Origin of the sequence: Blautia sp. Marseille-P2398 (assembly GCF_964240315.1) — a bacterium.
Lineage (GTDB): Bacteria > Bacillota > Clostridia > Lachnospirales > Lachnospiraceae > Blautia_A > Blautia_A wexlerae.
In genome coordinates this window covers 145661-162570 of sequence record NZ_CAXSTD010000001.1, presented here as the reverse complement: position 1 = coordinate 162570, position 16910 = coordinate 145661, and the positions used below count along the sequence as shown (strand labels likewise).

Annotated in this window: 18 protein-coding genes and 1 pseudogene; all 19 read left to right on the top strand. The window is 38.5% G+C overall.

Going from position 1 to position 16910, the window contains the following annotated elements; all coding sequences use genetic code 11:
- Window positions 1-17 precede the first annotated feature (17 nt).
- The 19 genes and pseudogenes from ACESZG_RS00730 (at window position 18) to ACESZG_RS00640 (ending at window position 16846) form a co-directional block, all read left to right on the top strand.
- Window positions 18-1556, top strand: coding sequence for a L,D-transpeptidase family protein (locus ACESZG_RS00730; RefSeq protein ID WP_368211145.1), 1539 nt, complete (start codon window positions 18-20; stop codon window positions 1554-1556).
- 295 nt (window positions 1557-1851) lie between these two features.
- Window positions 1852-2292: a hypothetical protein gene (locus ACESZG_RS00725; RefSeq protein ID WP_118409239.1), complete on the top strand. Its 441-nt coding sequence runs from the start codon at window positions 1852-1854 to the stop codon at window positions 2290-2292.
- A gap of 284 nt (window positions 2293-2576) precedes the next feature.
- Window positions 2577-3068: a sigma-70 family RNA polymerase sigma factor gene (locus tag ACESZG_RS00720; RefSeq protein WP_019162103.1), complete on the top strand. Its 492-nt coding sequence runs from the start codon at window positions 2577-2579 to the stop codon at window positions 3066-3068.
- Between the two features lie 6 nt (window positions 3069-3074).
- A complete protein-coding gene (locus ACESZG_RS00715) occupies window positions 3075-4910 on the top strand; it encodes a hypothetical protein (protein WP_368211146.1) in 1836 nt (611 codons plus the stop codon).
- A 370-nt stretch (window positions 4911-5280) separates the two neighbouring features.
- Window positions 5281-5979, top strand: coding sequence for a type II CAAX prenyl endopeptidase Rce1 family protein (locus ACESZG_RS00710; RefSeq protein ID WP_182448897.1), 699 nt, complete (start codon window positions 5281-5283; stop codon window positions 5977-5979).
- The gene (locus ACESZG_RS00705; protein WP_368211147.1) at window positions 5963-6739 is read left to right on the top strand and encodes a C39 family peptidase; all 777 of its coding nucleotides are present in this window, start codon (window positions 5963-5965) and stop codon (window positions 6737-6739) included. Before ACESZG_RS00710 ends, ACESZG_RS00705 begins: the two co-directional genes overlap by 17 nt.
- 11 nt (window positions 6740-6750) lie before the next feature.
- Complete coding sequence (locus ACESZG_RS00700; RefSeq protein WP_008703658.1) at window positions 6751-7455, top strand: response regulator transcription factor; 705 nt, start codon at window positions 6751-6753, stop codon at window positions 7453-7455.
- Window positions 7456-7525: 70 nt separating this feature from the next.
- Window positions 7526-8776, top strand: coding sequence for a HAMP domain-containing sensor histidine kinase (locus ACESZG_RS00695; protein ID WP_226852753.1), 1251 nt, complete (start codon window positions 7526-7528; stop codon window positions 8774-8776).
- Between the two features lie 307 nt (window positions 8777-9083).
- Window positions 9084-9398: a transporter substrate-binding domain-containing protein gene (locus ACESZG_RS00690; protein WP_271728333.1), complete on the top strand. Its 315-nt coding sequence runs from the start codon at window positions 9084-9086 to the stop codon at window positions 9396-9398.
- Complete coding sequence (locus ACESZG_RS00685) at window positions 9385-9786, top strand: hypothetical protein (RefSeq protein WP_271728332.1); 402 nt, start codon at window positions 9385-9387, stop codon at window positions 9784-9786. The genes ACESZG_RS00690 and ACESZG_RS00685 overlap by 14 nt, the downstream gene beginning before the upstream one ends.
- A 78-nt stretch (window positions 9787-9864) precedes the next feature.
- Entirely contained in the window at window positions 9865-10197 is a 333-nt protein-coding gene (locus tag ACESZG_RS00680; RefSeq protein ID WP_271728331.1) for a hypothetical protein, read from the top strand.
- Window positions 10184-10489 (top strand): histidine kinase dimerization/phospho-acceptor domain-containing protein, encoded by a 306-nt coding sequence (locus ACESZG_RS00675; protein ID WP_271728330.1) that lies wholly within the window; start codon window positions 10184-10186, stop codon window positions 10487-10489. The genes ACESZG_RS00680 and ACESZG_RS00675 overlap by 14 nt, the downstream gene beginning before the upstream one ends.
- A gap of 104 nt (window positions 10490-10593) precedes the next feature.
- Window positions 10594-11031, top strand: coding sequence for a HAMP domain-containing sensor histidine kinase (locus ACESZG_RS00670; protein WP_271728329.1), 438 nt, complete (start codon window positions 10594-10596; stop codon window positions 11029-11031).
- 136 nt (window positions 11032-11167) lie between these two features.
- Window positions 11168-11584: pseudogene (gene tnpA, locus ACESZG_RS00665) on the top strand (IS200/IS605 family transposase).
- A 41-nt stretch (window positions 11585-11625) separates the two neighbouring features.
- Window positions 11626-12954, top strand: a complete 1329-nt coding sequence (locus tag ACESZG_RS00660; protein ID WP_055153433.1) for an IS200/IS605 family element transposase accessory protein TnpB — start codon at window positions 11626-11628, stop codon at window positions 12952-12954.
- Window positions 12955-13124: 170 nt separating this feature from the next.
- Window positions 13125-13466, top strand: a complete 342-nt coding sequence (locus ACESZG_RS00655; RefSeq protein WP_242860542.1) for a response regulator — start codon at window positions 13125-13127, stop codon at window positions 13464-13466.
- A gap of 209 nt (window positions 13467-13675) precedes the next feature.
- Entirely contained in the window at window positions 13676-14569 is an 894-nt protein-coding gene (locus tag ACESZG_RS00650) for a hypothetical protein (RefSeq protein ID WP_288837097.1), read from the top strand.
- A gap of 132 nt (window positions 14570-14701) precedes the next feature.
- Window positions 14702-15091, top strand: a complete 390-nt coding sequence (locus tag ACESZG_RS00645) for a BlaI/MecI/CopY family transcriptional regulator (RefSeq protein WP_055153430.1) — start codon at window positions 14702-14704, stop codon at window positions 15089-15091.
- A gap of 6 nt (window positions 15092-15097) precedes the next feature.
- A complete protein-coding gene (locus ACESZG_RS00640) occupies window positions 15098-16846 on the top strand; it encodes a M56 family metallopeptidase (RefSeq protein WP_173702405.1) in 1749 nt (582 codons plus the stop codon).
- The last annotated feature ends 64 nt before the right edge of the window (window positions 16847-16910 follow it).

Below are 16910 nucleotides of genomic sequence, written 5' to 3'. Positions count from 1 at the left end.
AGAAAGATGAATAAGATATGAGACAAAAAGAAGTGATGGGGCAATCAATAAGAACTTCAAAATCGGCAAGACCCGGAACAATTACTTATGTGCCGATAGACAAGTCTGAATTCAGATCTACTGTATCTTCAGACAAAAAGAAAAACAAAATTATGAAAATAGTTGTAATGCTTATAGTGACGATTTTGGTTATGAGCTGTTGTGTGTATGCAGGTATATCTTATTATTACTCATATCACTTCTTTTTTGGTACGACCATCAATGGAATTGACAGTTCAAATAAGACAGCTTATGAAGTTGAGCAGGAGATTGCAGGGAAAAAGGATAACTATGTTATTCAGGTAAGTGCAAGGATGCAGGAACCTCAGACTATTACAGGTAAAGACATTGATTATCAATATGTATCCAGCGGGGAAATCCTTCAGCTGCTGAAGACTCAGAAACCATGGGAATGGATCAGAGGTTTTTTTGAAACGAAAAATTATATGGTTCAAGAAGAGACTGTTTTCAGTCGGGAAAAGCTGGAGGAACAGGTAAGTTCATTAAATTGTGCCCAAAAAGAGAATCAGATAGCACCGGAAAATGCATATGTAAGTTTTTCTAATTCAGAATTTACTATTGTTCCAGAGACAGAAGGCAGTGAATTAAATGCCAGGGAAGCTTATCAGATGATAAGCGGAGCAATTGATAATGAGGCGGCAGATGTAGATCTGGGAAGCAATCCAAAGGCTTATAAGGAAGCAGATGTGACGAGAGATAGTTCAGAACTTCAGAATATGGTAAATACGTATAAGAGCCTGGCAAAAGCAAATATCACATATACATTTGGAGATGAAATGGTAACACTTGACGGGAATACCATCAAAAACTGGCTGCAGTTTGACGAGAAAGGGCAGCTGCTTCCGGATGATGGAGCCTTCAGGCAGCATGTAGTGGATTATGTGGCACAGCTTGCAGCAGATCATGATACAGTTGGCACTGAAAGACAATTTGAGACCACAAGCGGAAGGACTGTGTATGTATATGGCTCAGCCTATGGATGGAAGATTGATCAGGACAAGGAAGCAGCACAGCTCATGCAGGAAATTCAATCAGGAACCCAGACAACCAGGGAACCGGTATATTCTATGAGAGCAAATGCACATGGGATTAATGATCTCGGAGATACATATATAGAGGTAGATCTTACAGAGCAGTATATGTGGTATTATCAGAATGGAAATATTATTTTTCAATCAGAAATCGTATCCGGACTGCCAGGTGATCCGGATAGAAAAACACCTCCTGGAATATTCACACTGAATTCAAAGAGCAGTCCGTCTGTGCTGCGAGGTGAAATGACAGCAAATGGAACCTATTCTTATGAACAGCCGGTAACGTACTGGATGCCATTCAATGGAGGAATTGGCTTTCATGATGCAGACTGGCAGCCGTATTTTGGTGGTGACAGATATCTTACAGGTGGTTCTCATGGATGCATCAATCTTCCCCCGGAAAATGCCGGGCAGCTTTACAGCCTTATTCAGTATGATGTCCCGATAATTTGTTTTTACTAATTCTATATTATTCTGCCAGACGGCTTTAATTAATATGTTTTCAATCTGCCGGAGATTTGTTTTGGAAAAGAAGACCTCATTTTTAAAGAATAAAAAAATACCTGTGATGTGGGCAAAACTTTTTCAGGATCTTTTAAAAGATTGTGACCGGGAGATATATTCAAATCCGCAATTTTATACATGGAAGAAAACAAAGTAATAGCAAGTCGAATGGCTGTGTATTAAAATTAGGTAATGTAATTGAAGAAAAGATATGATATCATATGGGTAACAAATTGAACTGTGTGTGGAGGTGATGGCTGTGAAGAAAAAAGTGACAATAGTGTTGGTCATTATTAGTATTGTTGCTATAAGTACAATGATTATGTTTTCAACATATAAGTCTTCAGAAGCCTGTCGAAAAGCAAATGCCGCGATACAGTGGGATTGTTCTGTAACCTGTGCGGAAGAGTCAACGCCTGATTCTTATGTAATTACATATTCTGATGCAAAAATTTTATCCAAAACAGGCGTGTTGACGGTTCAGAACAGAAACGATTTTGATATTATTGTGTATTTGCTCTGCGAAGGAAAACAGGAACTCGTGTCTGGCAGGATTCCTGCAGGTGGCTGCTATTCTTTTCTGAACGTTACAGATGAAGAATACACGGTAGGCATCCATGCTGATGTTGATGAAAATACGGATATAAAAGTATTTGTATATGACGGAAAAGACACCGAACCATATACAAGATAATTGATAAGACAAAGGAATATTGAAAAAAATATTCGCAGATATTTTGGGATATGAAGTTCAGGAATGGATAATGGATTTAGAAGCATTAGGAATTCACTCATATGACTTGGATGATCTGGCACAAACACAGAAAACATTCCACTGCCGATAAAAAAGGCAGCTTTTCCCTATATCTACACGCCATAGGTATCGAAAACCTATGGCGTTTTTTATAAAATTTTTTTCTTGAAAGCAAATGGCTGTTTTTCAAGTCTAATAATTATAAGAAGAAAAGGAGGTACTTTATGGATGCTTTAATAACAGAGGCTAAAAATGGAGATAAAGAAGCATTTGTCAGATTAATCCGGATGAATAAGCAGAGCCTATATAAGACTGCCTGGATTTATCTTCGGGATGAGCAGGACATTGCAGATGCCCTGCAAAATACAATCTTATCCTGCTATGAAAATATACAGAGACTGAGAGAATCGAAGTATTTTAAAACCTGGCTGATGCGGATCCTTATAAATGAGTGCAAGGACATTCTCCGCCAAAAGAACCATGCAGCAGAACTGGATGATTTTGCAGAAGGTGTACATTGTGAAGAACTGAATCTCTGTGAATGGAAACAATTGCTTTTATGCCTGGATGAAGAAAGTAGGAAAATCGTGGAACTCTATTATTTTGATGAGTTTTCAGTTAAGGAAATCAGTGCCCTTCTTGAAATGAACAGCAATACCGTATCAACCAAACTTTCCCGGGCAAGAGCAAAATTAAAAAAGGTGATCAGGAGGTGAGACTATATGAAAGAAATCAGAAGGATTTTAAAAGAAGAAACTGCAATACCGGAAAATATTGATAAAGCCATGGAAGATGTTCTGAGCGGAATTTTAAATTCCCCAGACGAGAAAACAACGGGGGCTTTAAGTAAAAAAACAAATGGAGAAAGAACGAAAAATTCAGGAAATAAGAAAAAAATAATTCGGATTCTTCTTCCGGTAGCTGCTATATTAGGAGTTAGTACTGGCGTACTTGCAACAAACATCGGACGACTGTATAAAGAACTTGAACAACAGGGGGTCGCTGAACAGGAGGCAGCTCAAATGGTTGTCACAGAACCTGAGTCAACTGCAGAAAATGTGGAAAATATTACTTCTTATCCAATAACTCCCGAGACGGTCGATTGGAATCAGTCCATGCTGACTGTTAAAGAAGCGTATTTTGATGGCGGCGGTTTAAGTTTTCTCGGAGAACCTTCCAATGAGGCAAAGAATTATATGATCACTTGCCGTGATCATGCAACGGTGAATGGAAAAGATGCACTGGCTTCTTTAAATAAAATAGAAGGAGAAGATCTTTATTATGGGCATATTACTTTGTATGATGACGCTTTGATTGAGAAAATATTAAAAGAAGATTCTGAAGTAGAACTTTCCATGACTATTCAGGCATATCCTGTTTATGACGGTAAGATTTATTATACCTGGAAAGACACTGAAGCTTACGAAAAGATTTTTAAAATTGGTTCTTTTACAGATTCAGAAGGAAAGGTTTCTTATGCACTTCCTGCGGAGGACGTTTACAGAGGATATACGCCTCAGACTCTTACGTTAACCCTTCCATTAAAGGATGAAGTAAAGGATATCATTGAAAAATATAGAAAAGAAGGGAAATTGCAGGCTGCTGACACCGGAATAGAACCATCTTCGGGCGAGAGTACGCAGAACACAACAGATTTGGAAAGTTCGTCAAATACTACGAGTGTAAATGAAAAATATGATCCGGAGAAAACAATATTGCAGGTAAAGGAAAACCATGTAACAGCTTCTCTGCCGGGAAAATCAGGAACCCTTACGATAGAAGCTGATATTACCGGAAATACTGATGACGTTTCAAAGGGAGTTCTGAAAAAATGCAATATATCAGGGAAAGACATCTGCTCCTGGTTTGGCGGGAAAGATGGATGGGAAAAATCTGTAACAGATGAAACGGTCTGGGAAAATAAAGAAAAAGGACTGCAGTTATTTATTTCGGATGGGATGATAGAGTGTGACGGATTAAGTGAAAAAGATCTGGGATTTTTAGGTGAGAATACGGAAGATGAGAAATTAAATATTATAAATCAACTGTTTTCCAAAGCTGATTTAACTGGAACTTCTGTAAGAAAATCAATTAGCGACATGACGGAAGGATATGATTATTACGACACAGAAATTCTGTTGAATGGAATACCGGCAGGTGGACTTTCCCAGTATCATTACCAGGGAAGCGCAGGATTTGGTCTCAAGCCTGAAGACTGCTATTTCAAAATACCGATCCCGCTTCAGGTGAAAGAGAAAGAAACAGTCACTATGCTTCCCATGGAAGAAATAATGAAATCGGTGGAACAATATGTAAAAGAAGGAAAAATCGGATTTTTTACGGAAGAGGACACGACGGAGAAAACAGAACCAATCACGATTCCAGTTACGAAAATCCGTCTGAAATATTATATTGATGAAACCACAGATGGAATTGCTTACAGGCCTGTATGGAGTTTTTGCTGTCCCTACCAATGGAAGGATTCACCAGAAGAACAGGAATTGTTTTATATAGACGGAGAAACCGGAGCTTTGATCCGGGACGCATTCGGATGGTAGACATGAAAAACAAATTTTATGGGAAACATGACCATGGATGATGCTATAGCTTCTAAGGCAAAGCTTTCGTCATAGGCTTTGCATCTGCTTGAAGATAGTTAAGAATAGTTAAGGTACAGTTAAATGAACAGGTAAGAATTAAATGTTATTGTATAAGTACATTCTAAGAGATAACTCTTAGAAAATAATACATGAGGAGAAAAGTAAAGGAGCATTTATGAAAATAAAATGTACGTTCCATATTGCAATAGCATTCATTCTTATTCAGCTTACGGATGAATTTAGTATAGCATTTGCATATGGGATATGTGAGAAGAATCCATATGTGAGAATTCTATATGTGACATTTGCGATTTTGAGCCTGCTGACCATGATATATTTATATACGAAGTATATTATAAGAATTCAAATGCAGGATTTGTTTTTAGGAATGCCGCTTCCGAAAAAAAAGTGGTGTATAACAGCGGTATTAATGCCGGTATTAATATGCCTTTTTTATATATTTTTTACAAAGGGAACATTTGAAAAAGGAAACCTTACATATAAAGAAATCATAGATGTAGTTACAATTTCTATTTTATCATCAGGTATTAAAGCGGCAGTAACAGAAGAAATTGTCTTTCGTGGTATGATTTTAAGACTGCTTCAGAATACTTTTGGAAAGAAATGTGCAGTGTTTGTTTCAAGTTTTTTATTCGCTGTTTATCATTTTGATGGGATTGATACTTCTGATATAAAAAAAGTAATTATGATGATTATTTCTGTTGAAATTGCAGGAATTGCATTGGCACTTGTTACAGAGCAGACAGGTTCTATATGGTCTTCGGTTATGATTCATTGTCTGTATAATATTCTATCAGGAGAAAGCCAGATTTTTCATATTGATGTGGCACAGAACTTTCCTGCAATATGGATGTATACTGTAAACAGTAAAAATATGTTGCTTACAGGAATTAATGGTTCGGTAGGGTTTACAGCTTCAATTCCAACAATGGCAGGATTTACCGGGATCATATTAATGGTGATTTATGATGAAAAAAAGAAAAAAACATATGGGAAAAAGTTGTAGTAAAATTATTCTTCTGATTTTAATTCTGGCAGCATGGATAGTTGTGACAGTAAGAGCAAAAAAAACTGAAGAGGGTATTATATTGACAGACGCTTACAAAAAACAGATAATGGAAAGTGCAGAGTGGAAGAAGATATTTTTACATACAGAAAATTATCCGGATATTCTTTTAGAGGATTTAAAAAGAAATCCGGAAATGCTGGAATTTGTCGAAGGATACAATGATGTACATAAGAAGTCTTCTAAAGGATTTACATTTGAGGAACGGAAGAAAAAAGTTCCTTTATTTATTCAATGGGATAAAAGATGGGGATATGAACCTTATGGAACAAGTGATATAGGAATTTCCGGATGTGGTCCGACGTGCATGGCAATGGTAATATACAGTTTAACCAGAAATACAGAGGCAACACCACCTGTGCTTGCGCAAAAATCCATGAACGAGGGATATTATGTAGATGGTATTGGAACATCCTGGAAATTCATGAGAGAAGCTGCTTTGGATTACGGTGTAATTGCTTCGCAATTTGATATGCTGGGAGAACAGGAAATGGCCGACAGACTTAAAGATGGAAATCTGATAATCTGTGCTATGGGTCCCGGAGATTTTACAAATTCAGGGCATTTTATTGTTATTTATGATTATTCCAGAAAGAAATTTTCTGTAAACGATCCATTCAGCTATACAAACAGTTCAAAAAAATGGGAATATACGACCCTGATTTCTCAATGTCAGCAAATATGGGTATATGCAGTTTAGAAGACGAAAGGATGAAAATGGATAATCATATTTTGGTTGTAGAAGATGATGCAGCAATTAGAGAAGGAGTGAGGATACTTCTTGAAGGTGAGGGATATATTGTTCAGGAAGCAGAGGATGGATATCAGTGTTTGAAAAAAGTATCAGATGATATTGACCTTGTTATTCTTGATATTATGATGCCGGGAATATCCGGGATAAAAACTTGTGAAGAAATTCGAAAAATCTCACATGTTCCAGTGTTGTTTCTGACAGCCAAAAGTCAGGAATCTGATAAATTACTCGGACTTATGGCAGGAGGTGATGACTATCTCGTGAAACCATTTTCGTATGCGGAACTTCTTGCCCGGGTTAAAGCGTTACTACGAAGATATCATGTATATAGTCAGACATTACAAGGTGAGAAGACAAAAGAACATTGGATTGAATATGGAAAAGTAAAAGTGAATACTCAATGTAATGAGGTATTCCGCAATGAAAAGGAAATCAGTCTCAGAGAAATGGAATACAGAATCTTATTGCTTATGATGGAAAACCCGAAAAAGGTATTCTCGGTAAAAAACCTTTATGAGAGTTTGTGGGAGGAGCCGTTCTTATATTCATCTGGAAATACTGTTATGGTACATATCCGAAGATTACGAATGAAAATCGAAGATGATCCACAAAAGCCAAAGATGATTCAAACCGTATGGGGAAAGGGATATCGCCTTGGATAAAATTTGCGGAAATAGTTTGACAGGCAAGATAATTTGCTATCTTATGCAGGGGTTATTAGCAGGTTTATTAGTGTTAAGCGTGACATATTTCGGGGGAAAGGGGTTACTGCAACGCTTTTTCTTTCGTACAGGATATGTTTATGCTGAAGAGACAGAACGTGCAGAAGAACTTCAGGAATATGTCACACAAAATAAGTTGAGTGCATCTGATTATAAAATGTTGAAAAAATGGGGTACAGAACGAAATATTGATGACTTCACGATTTCAAGGGGAAAATGGCTGTTGTTTGATATTTCCTACAACGGTAAAATTATGTATGGCAGCAGAGAAATACCAAATCTGACATGGAGAATGTACCACAGAATTTCATTTAAGGATGGAACGGCAGATGTATATATATATGAAGGAACAGCGGATAAATATTTTAACATATTGATGGTCTTTTCTGTTGTACTTGGAGTCGCGGCGTGTATTGGAATTGTTGTATCCGGAATGTATGAGAATGTAAAATATATACAATGCCTTATGAAAGAGGTAAATATAATCAGCAGAGGAAATTTGCAGGGGAATGTAACTGTTCAGGGAACAGATGAAATTGCACAGTTAGCCAGTGGACTGGAACATATGAGACAAACATTGGTGAAAAAAGAGCAGATAGAGTATGACCTGAAGAGCGCACAGGAGAAGCTGGTGTTAGGAATGTCACATGATCTGCGTACTCCTCTGACTGGTTTGATGGCATATCTTGAGATTCTAAAAAAGCAGCAAAAAGAAGGTGCGGTTACTCAGGAATATATAAATAAAGCCTTTGATCGTGTACTTCAGATCAGAGATTTGTCGGAGCAGATGTTTGAATATTTTTTTGTAAATTCACGACACCATATAGAACTGGAACCTGCAGAAGATATTATGTGTGCTTTTGGAGATTATCTTTCTGAACTGTGTGCTTTACTGGAATATGAAGGCTTTAAAGTAAATACAGATCGGTTGGAGTGGAGACAGATATCTGTATGTATAAATACAGATTTTATCGGCAGAATTATGAATAATATTATTTCTAATATTGAAAAATATGGAAAACATGAAAATGAGGTATGTATACAGCTTTGTTATGGGAATGAAGAAGTAGGAATCAGTATTCAAAATAGTATTACCAGGTTTGATTCTGAGCATCAAAAAACAGGGATTGGGTTGCAGAATATTTCTATTATGATGGAGCAGATGGATGGGCGAATGGAAGTTAACGCAGACGATTTAACTTATTGTATAGTTTTGTATTTTCCAGAGAAAAAAGAGTATCATAAAATTTCAAAAGTATAGAGAAATCTGTTGGCATAGATGCCTGTTCAGGCAGACAATCATAAACAAGGTATCCGCAGAGTAGAAAATTATTTACACGCCATAGGCATTGGAAAAAACCTATGGCGCTTTTTATGTCCATTTCTGAAGGAATACCGGAAATAAAACTGGCAAAGGTAAAAATGAAGATGGAGTTTCAGAGTGAAAGTGATGGAGCACCACTCTGAGTGAAATTTACATAACATGACCCACTTGAAAAATCACCTGTTCTTTGTAAAAAATATAAAATTTTGTGCATGTTTTGTATTATATCTTTTATGTAAAAGATGTGTATAGCTTAGAAAACCGAAAACTGCTTTTTACCTCTCTTGGAAAAGGTTATGTTGATGCCATAGCAGCTCATGAAACTTCCATACAACAGTATATAAAAGATTACGGGGCAAAGATAAGAATCCTGGACGAAGCTATCCTGACTACAGGAATCGGGGTAGCTTTTCCTGAAAACACGGATAGTGAACTTCCGGAAAAACTCACAAAAGTCTTTGAAGAAATGAGAAAAGATGGAAGTGAAGAGAAAATTCTAAAAAAATATCTTCCCGAAACCAGTGGATATCTGGAGGTGGACAAAATTGAAAATAACTAAACTGTCCAGACGGCAGACTCAAATCATCATTATTACTACAGGACTGATTCTGTTTCTGATAACTATAGTTTATTCTGTAAAAACTGACATAAAAGCAGTTGCCAGGCAAATGGACGAGACTCTGAAATATGTGAAAGAACAATGTTATATTTATAACAGATATAATGAAGCATCCCAAACAAAAGGTTTAATGCGTGCAATTGAAAGTGCCCAGCAGGTTAATCGTAATCTGACGTATACAAAGGATGAAGTTACGAAGGATAAGCTGAAAACATATGCAGAGGAGCAGAAACTTACCGGAATTATTATACTTGATGTAAACGGAAAGGTAAAATGTGAATACAGTACAGACGATCTTAATTCCAGGGCTTTACAGGATAAGATTTAAAAGAAAACAGTACTTGATGTAGCAGCACATCCCCGGAAAACATACGCTGCAAGTATCGTTCTTGAGGATGGGTCACAGGTGGATCTGGCTGCATATGGACGCTCTGACGAAAAAGGCATAATTATCACTTTTTATCATACATCGGCTGAGTATGCCAGAAACTATAATCTTACGATCCAGAGCCTTCTTAGTGGCTATGATACATATTCCAGCGGAATGATCGTTGTAACAGATGGAAAAAATGTGGTTGCTTCAAATGACGAAGATCTGATCGGACAGAGCTCTGGAGGTATTAATATTATCCAACAGGTAAAACAGAAACCAGCTAACAAACTGGTCCGTGTTTCAGACAGAAAATGCAGATATATTGGCAGAATGACTAAGGGACGCGATTACTATGTTTATAGATGAGCAGATGGCGTTTGCTTCTGTTTTCAAAAACCTGTTGGTCGTGTTGCTGTTGTATATATTTGTGGCTGCTTCCGTATTTGCCTTCCGCAGGAGATCAAAAGCACAATTGTTGAAGATTCAGATGATGCAGGAAGAAGCCTATAAGCAGAAACTTTTGCAAGAAGCTCAAAGAGCTGATATGGCAAATAATGCAAAAACAGAATTTCTGCAGCGAATGAGTCATGATATCCGAACTCCTATTAACGGAATCCGTGGCATGATCGAAGTGGCTGATTATTATAAAGATGATTAAAAAAAGCAAGATGAGTGCCGCAGGAAAATATGGGATGCTTCAGGATACCTCTTGGAGCTTATTAATGAAATGCTTGATATGAGCAAATTAGAGTAGAGGAAATCGTGCTGGAAAATAAGGATTTTGATATTAACAGGCTATTGCATGAAATAAGAGAAGTGATAGAAAAACAGGTATATGAACGTGGAATCAGCTTATCTGAAAAAGAATACAATCTGAAATACAGATATTTGAATGGGAGTCCGGTTCATTTAAAAAGAATCCTTATGAATATCATAAGTAATGCTGTCAAGTATAATAAAGAAAAAGGAGAAATACTGCTCAGCTATTATGAAACACAGGTGGATGACAGGCATATACTGTTTGAGTTTCAATGCAAGGATACCGGAGTTGGAATGAGTAAAGAATTTCAGAATCACATTTTTGAACCATTTACTCAGGAAACAGGCGGTGCAAGATCTGTTTATGGAGGAACAGGACTTGGTATGCCAATTACAAAAAAACTAATAGAGAAAATGGGCGGTACGATTAAATTTGAATAACTGTGTGTCGCATTCTCGTTACTTCATAAATATATTGTAGTAGTGATGAGTTAGACGCACTATTTTTTTGAAAAAAGGCAGAACAAATGTTTGCAAAATGCTCTTGCATATGGTATAATAAAAACATGGAGAAAATATGTTTAATATCAATAATAATAAACTTTTATATGGTAGAGGATATGTGTATTCCTGCAGTATCATCTGGTATGGTGTACAAAATACCGGAAAAAGGTTTTAAAAGATGGTATTGATACAGAATGCAAAGAAATGCTCTGTGACCTTGCAGAAGAATATAAATTTCAGATCCTGGCAATGGAGGTTATGCCGGATCATATCCATCTGCTTGTAGACTGCAGACCACAGTTTTATATCTCTGATATGATCAAGATCATGAAGGGGAACAGCCCGGCAGATGTTTCTTGCGCATCCAGAACTGAAGAAGGAGCTTTGGGGAGGGCATCTGTGGAATCCATCTTATTGTGCCGTAACAGTGAGTGACAGGAGCAGAGAACAGGTATGTTCTTATATCGAAGGGCAAAAAGAAAGACAGTAACCTGAAAGAACCCGTATTTATATTTGTAAGAAGGAAAAAAGATGAGGATAGTATCCAGTTATGGCGTAGAATTGCGAAAACAGAATATACCGATCTGCCAGACACTGGATATTTATCGTTCTGCGGTCAGTTGTCTGATTGGGATCTATGCTCAGACATGGGATGAACTGGCAGTAATCACGGAACCTAAAAAACGTTTCAACACGGCAGAACATCTGGTGCATACCACCAAAAAGAACCAGGCAAGGTTTGATTTTGACCTGCGATTTCCAAAGATGCCTTCTTATCTGCGAAGGGCAGCTATCCAGCATGCACTGGGAAGTGTATCCTCATATAAGACAAGGCTGGGACTGTGGAAAAAAACGGATCAGAAAGGCGGCAGGCCGAAGCTGGTGTGTGATAATCATGCCATGCCGGTATTCTACCGTGATGTGATGTACCGTGAGGATACAGAAGAAAAAGATAGAGTGTGCCTGAAACTTTATGACGGCCATGACTGGAAATGGTTCCGGGTCAGCCTCAGCCATACAGATATGGAATATCTCAGAAAGAACTGGGCAGGAAAAAAAGCTGCAGCTCCCGTGCTGGAAAAAAGGCATCGTAAATACTTCCTGCGTTTTTCTTATACGGAAGAAGTGCCGCTTACAAAGACACCTGCAAAAGAACAGATTATCTGCAGTGTGGATTTAGGACTCAATACGGATGCAGTCTGTACCATTATGCGGTCAGATGGAACTGTCCTGGGAAGAAGGTTTATTGATTTTTCCAGTGAAAAAGACCGGATGTACCGTGTACTGGGACGGATAAGCAGATTCCAGCGCGAGCATGGCTCTGCACAGGTGAAAAGCAGGTGGGCTTATGCGAAGCGCCTTAACACAGAACTCGGAAGAAAGATTGCAGGAGCAGTCACAGGATATGCAGAAGAAAACCATGCGGATGTGATCGTGTTTGAGTATCTGGAAACAAAAGGAAAGATATCCGGAAGAAAGAAACAGAAGCTGCACCTGTGGCGAAAAAGGGATATCCAGAAAAGATGTGAACACCAGGCACATAGGAGAGGGATACGGATATCCAGGATCTGTGCATGGAATACCAGCAGGCTTGCCTATGATGGGTCAGGAACAGTTGTCCGTGATCCGGGCAATCACAGCCTCTGTACATTCCAGAATGGAAAAAGATATAACTGTGATCTTTCTGCGTCCTATAATATTGGAGCAAGATATTTTATACGGGAACTTTTAAAACCCCTTCCGGTAACGGAAAGGTCCTTGCTGGAGGCAAAAGTCCCTTCAGTAAAGCGTAGGATCTCATGTGTATATGCGGACTTAAGAGAACTGTTTTCAGAAATGGAAATCTTAAGAGTAGCATAAACACAGGCAGATATACAGCGGACTACCTGTGGTGTGGGGACCTGCCATATCTGGCATGGAAAAAAGCGCATGACTGCGCATATCCTAAGTTACAGGCGTATCCGCCGATATTTAGCCTTGTCGCTTAAAGCGACTGAGGGGCATATGACTTTAGTCATGTGAGATCCACCATGGAAATTGCGGAATTCCTTCTGACAAATGCAGGAGCAGAAATTATAAGGGCTTCAAACGGCAAGGAGGCTGTTGAAGCATTTGCAAAATCAGATGTTGGTGAGGTCAATGTAATTCTGATGGATATTATGATGCCAGTTATGGATGGCATGGAAGCTACCAGAGAAATACGTACAATGAACAGAAGTGATGCATCTGCTGTTGTGATTATAGCTATGACCGCCAATGCTTTTACAGAAGATAAGACTAAAGCACTGAAGTCTGGAATGGACGATTATCTTACCAAACCACTGGAGTCAGAAAAACTGATTCGTGCCTTAAGTAGATATAAACACAATTAACAGTAACATAACAGTAACATTCTTATTAGTCTGATTCAGCCATAGAAACAGGGTGTGGTGCGGAATGATTATACGCAAATTTATTAAAATAAAAGATGATAAAAGAAATAAAAGGATATATAAAAAAAGAATTGACAATTGTATTCTACAGTTGTAGAATACAATTAACTTCTACAGATGTAGAAAATAAAATTCTAGGAGAATCCACGATGAAGACAAAATTTATGACACTTATGACGGTAGCAACACTTGGGATTTTTTCAGCTGCAACAGTTATGGCAGCAGGAAATAACGATTTCTATACACAGCCGCCGGCTGGATCTGAATGGGAAAAAGCAGATACGGAAGGTACCTATGCAAGCTATACGAACGGAAATGATTATGTAAATATCTATAAATACTCACTGGAGGATGTCAAAACAGGGATTGCCAAATGCAATGACACATACGATGCCTGCTATCAGACAATTTATTCAGAGGGAAACAGCCTGTATATGGCAGTGGGATATGCAAAAGATGCAGATGACATCAGTGACGTCAGAAAATTCGTAGAATATATTTCTTATCCTGGGAATCCTTCACTTACCAGACAGGAGAACGAAAACCAGACCGATGATTCTTCTGATAAGGCAACTACAGATACTGACAGTCAGAAGTCAGGAGGAGATTCAGATTCCTCCGATACAGAAGAAAATGCTTCTACAAAATCCTCGGACAGCAATGATGATTCCGATATCCTTACTACTTCACCAATGACATTAGTTGACAGTGATGGAAATACCATTGAGATTAATTACATTCTTCACAAAGATTATTCTTGTGAATATCGTGGAGATGATGGAATGAACTATACCGATAATGGGGATGAAACTTATACCGACGAAAATGGAAATACCTACTCAGCTCTGAATGATGACACTCATCATCTGGGACATACATTGGAGCAGCATGATCTTCAGGATGCAAACGGTAATACTGTAACGGTTACGGAAACTACAAATGGTGATTATTATTTCCAGGACGAAAATGGTACAGGATTTACGGACAACGGAGACGGGACATGGAGTGATGAAAATGGCAACAGTTATACAGAAATAGACTGATAGTGGTTAGTAGCTGCAGGAATGGCAAGGGTATTTGCAAATTGTGCAAAAGCCCTTGCCATTTCCGTGAACCGTGGTAAAATAGAATTATTCCTACATTTGTAGAAAATATGTAACAGGAGGTGTGAAAAAGTGAAAAAAACTTACCAGAGACTTCCGGAATCAGAGCTGGATATTATGCTCGTTCTTTGGAATAATACTCCGCCGATGACCAGACCGGAGATTGAGAAAGTGATCAATATGAAGAAAAATCTTGCATCAACAACAATTTTGTCATTGCTGACCAGATTGGAGAACAAAAATTTCGTGGAAGTGACGAAACAGGGAAAAATGAATCTGTATACACCCTTGGTTTCGCAGTCAGATTATCAGGCACATGAAAGCCAGAGTGTTCTTGAGAAACTTTATGGGAATTCACTAAAAAAGTTTGTAACTTCACTTTATCATGGAAAGAAAATCAGCTCGGAAGAAGTCCAGGATCTCAGTGAATTTCTTAAGAACCTGGAGGACAGGGAGGAATAGCGAATTATGGAGGTTTTCATTCTGCACATTCTGAAACTGAACATTATTGCAGCAGTAGTAATTTTACTGGTAAAAGTGCTTGCGACTCTGTTTAAAGGACGTGTATCAGCGAGATGGAAGTACTTTATCTGGCTGTTGATTACGATAAGCCTTTGTGTTCCGGTGCGCCTTCCGGCGAATCTGGCACTGGTGGATTTCAAAGTACTTAGAAGCAGTCAACAGAATACGCAAAACCCGAAGATAACGGATTACGCAGTCAGACCAGAGGAAAGTCAGAAGATAACAGAAACCGTATCATCTGCGAGCAATGACATGAAAAATCTGACAGAAATCCCGGAACAAAAGAGAACTGTCAGGTATGAATCAGATAAATGGATGGGAATTGTGGCTGTGATTTTTGCTGCCGTCTGGCTGAGCGTAGCGGTACTTAAACTGACAGGAGAATTGCTGGCATATTATTTTTCTATAAGGAATCTGGAACGGATGAGTCTGCAGGTAAGTGATACAGTGAGTATTCAGATGTACCGTGCAGCATGTCAAAAGAAGCACGTACGCAGAAGACCGGAGCTCAGGCAAAACGCAGGTCTTACCACACCGCTTCTTGCGGGACTTTTTCATACAAAATTGTATCTACCAGCAACCGGGTATTCAGCAGAAGAAAGAAAACTTATCTTTTACCATGAACTTACACATTATTGTCATCGGGATCTCTGGTATAAGATGCTCCTTCGAATCTGTGCATCGATATACTGGTTCAATCCCTTTCTTCTTATCATGCTGAAAGAAGCGGATAAGGATATTGAGAATCTGTGTGATACAGCAGTTGTTCGCAGAGTTAATAAAAAAGAACATAAATTATATCGACAGCTGCTTCTCAGGACAGTGGCCATGGAAAATCAGATTCCATATGTGTCAGCAAGTCTTAATGACAGTGAAATGGTGTTTAAAGATCGGATTCTGTATATGGTGAACATTCGGAAGCTTCGCAGAGGAATTCTTCCGGGAATTCTTGTGACGTTGCTGCTTGCAGGCGGTAATCTGGTATTTAATGTTTCTGCCGGGACAGATACAGTTTCAGTAGAGACGGAGAAGTCTGGTATTGAAAAAAATGCAGATCCAGAGAAAAATAATGTACCGGATTACGCACCGTTTTCTGAAATGGTAACTATGCAGAAAGCTGCTGAAACACAGGACGAAGGAGAAGTGACAGAGACTGCAGATACAGAGGATTCTGTAGACGAGGAGGAAAAAGCAGATGCGGAAACAAACGATGAACCTGCCATGGAAAACAGCGGACAGGTAAGTGAAACGACCGATGATGGAATTACCTCTGACAATAACGGGTCTGTTTCATCTTATGAGAGTCTGCCAGCAGGCGTACCATATACCAGTGGATTCAGTACTGCCTCCGGTGTAGCATCAATTGTAGCACCGGGTGGAGGAGATGAAGAATCCAGAGTTCTTTACGATAACGGAGATGGGACCTATTCTGATGATTATGGGAGCCGATACAGTTATCAGGGAGATGGAAACTGGGCAGATGCCAATGGCAATTCATATCGTACCTGGAATGACGAAGATTATTATTCCGGAAACCAACTGGAACAGCATGAACTTCAGGGCAGTAACGGTACCGTTACTGTAAAAGAAACAACAAACGGAGATTATTACTATTGTGACGCAGATGGGGTCGGATACACAGACAATGGTGATGGCACCTGGACGGATGAGAATGGGAACATCTATACAGAATAAAAGAAAGCGTTTTTCGAAACCAAAAGGAATCGAAAAACGCTTTTTTCATATATGACATATAAAA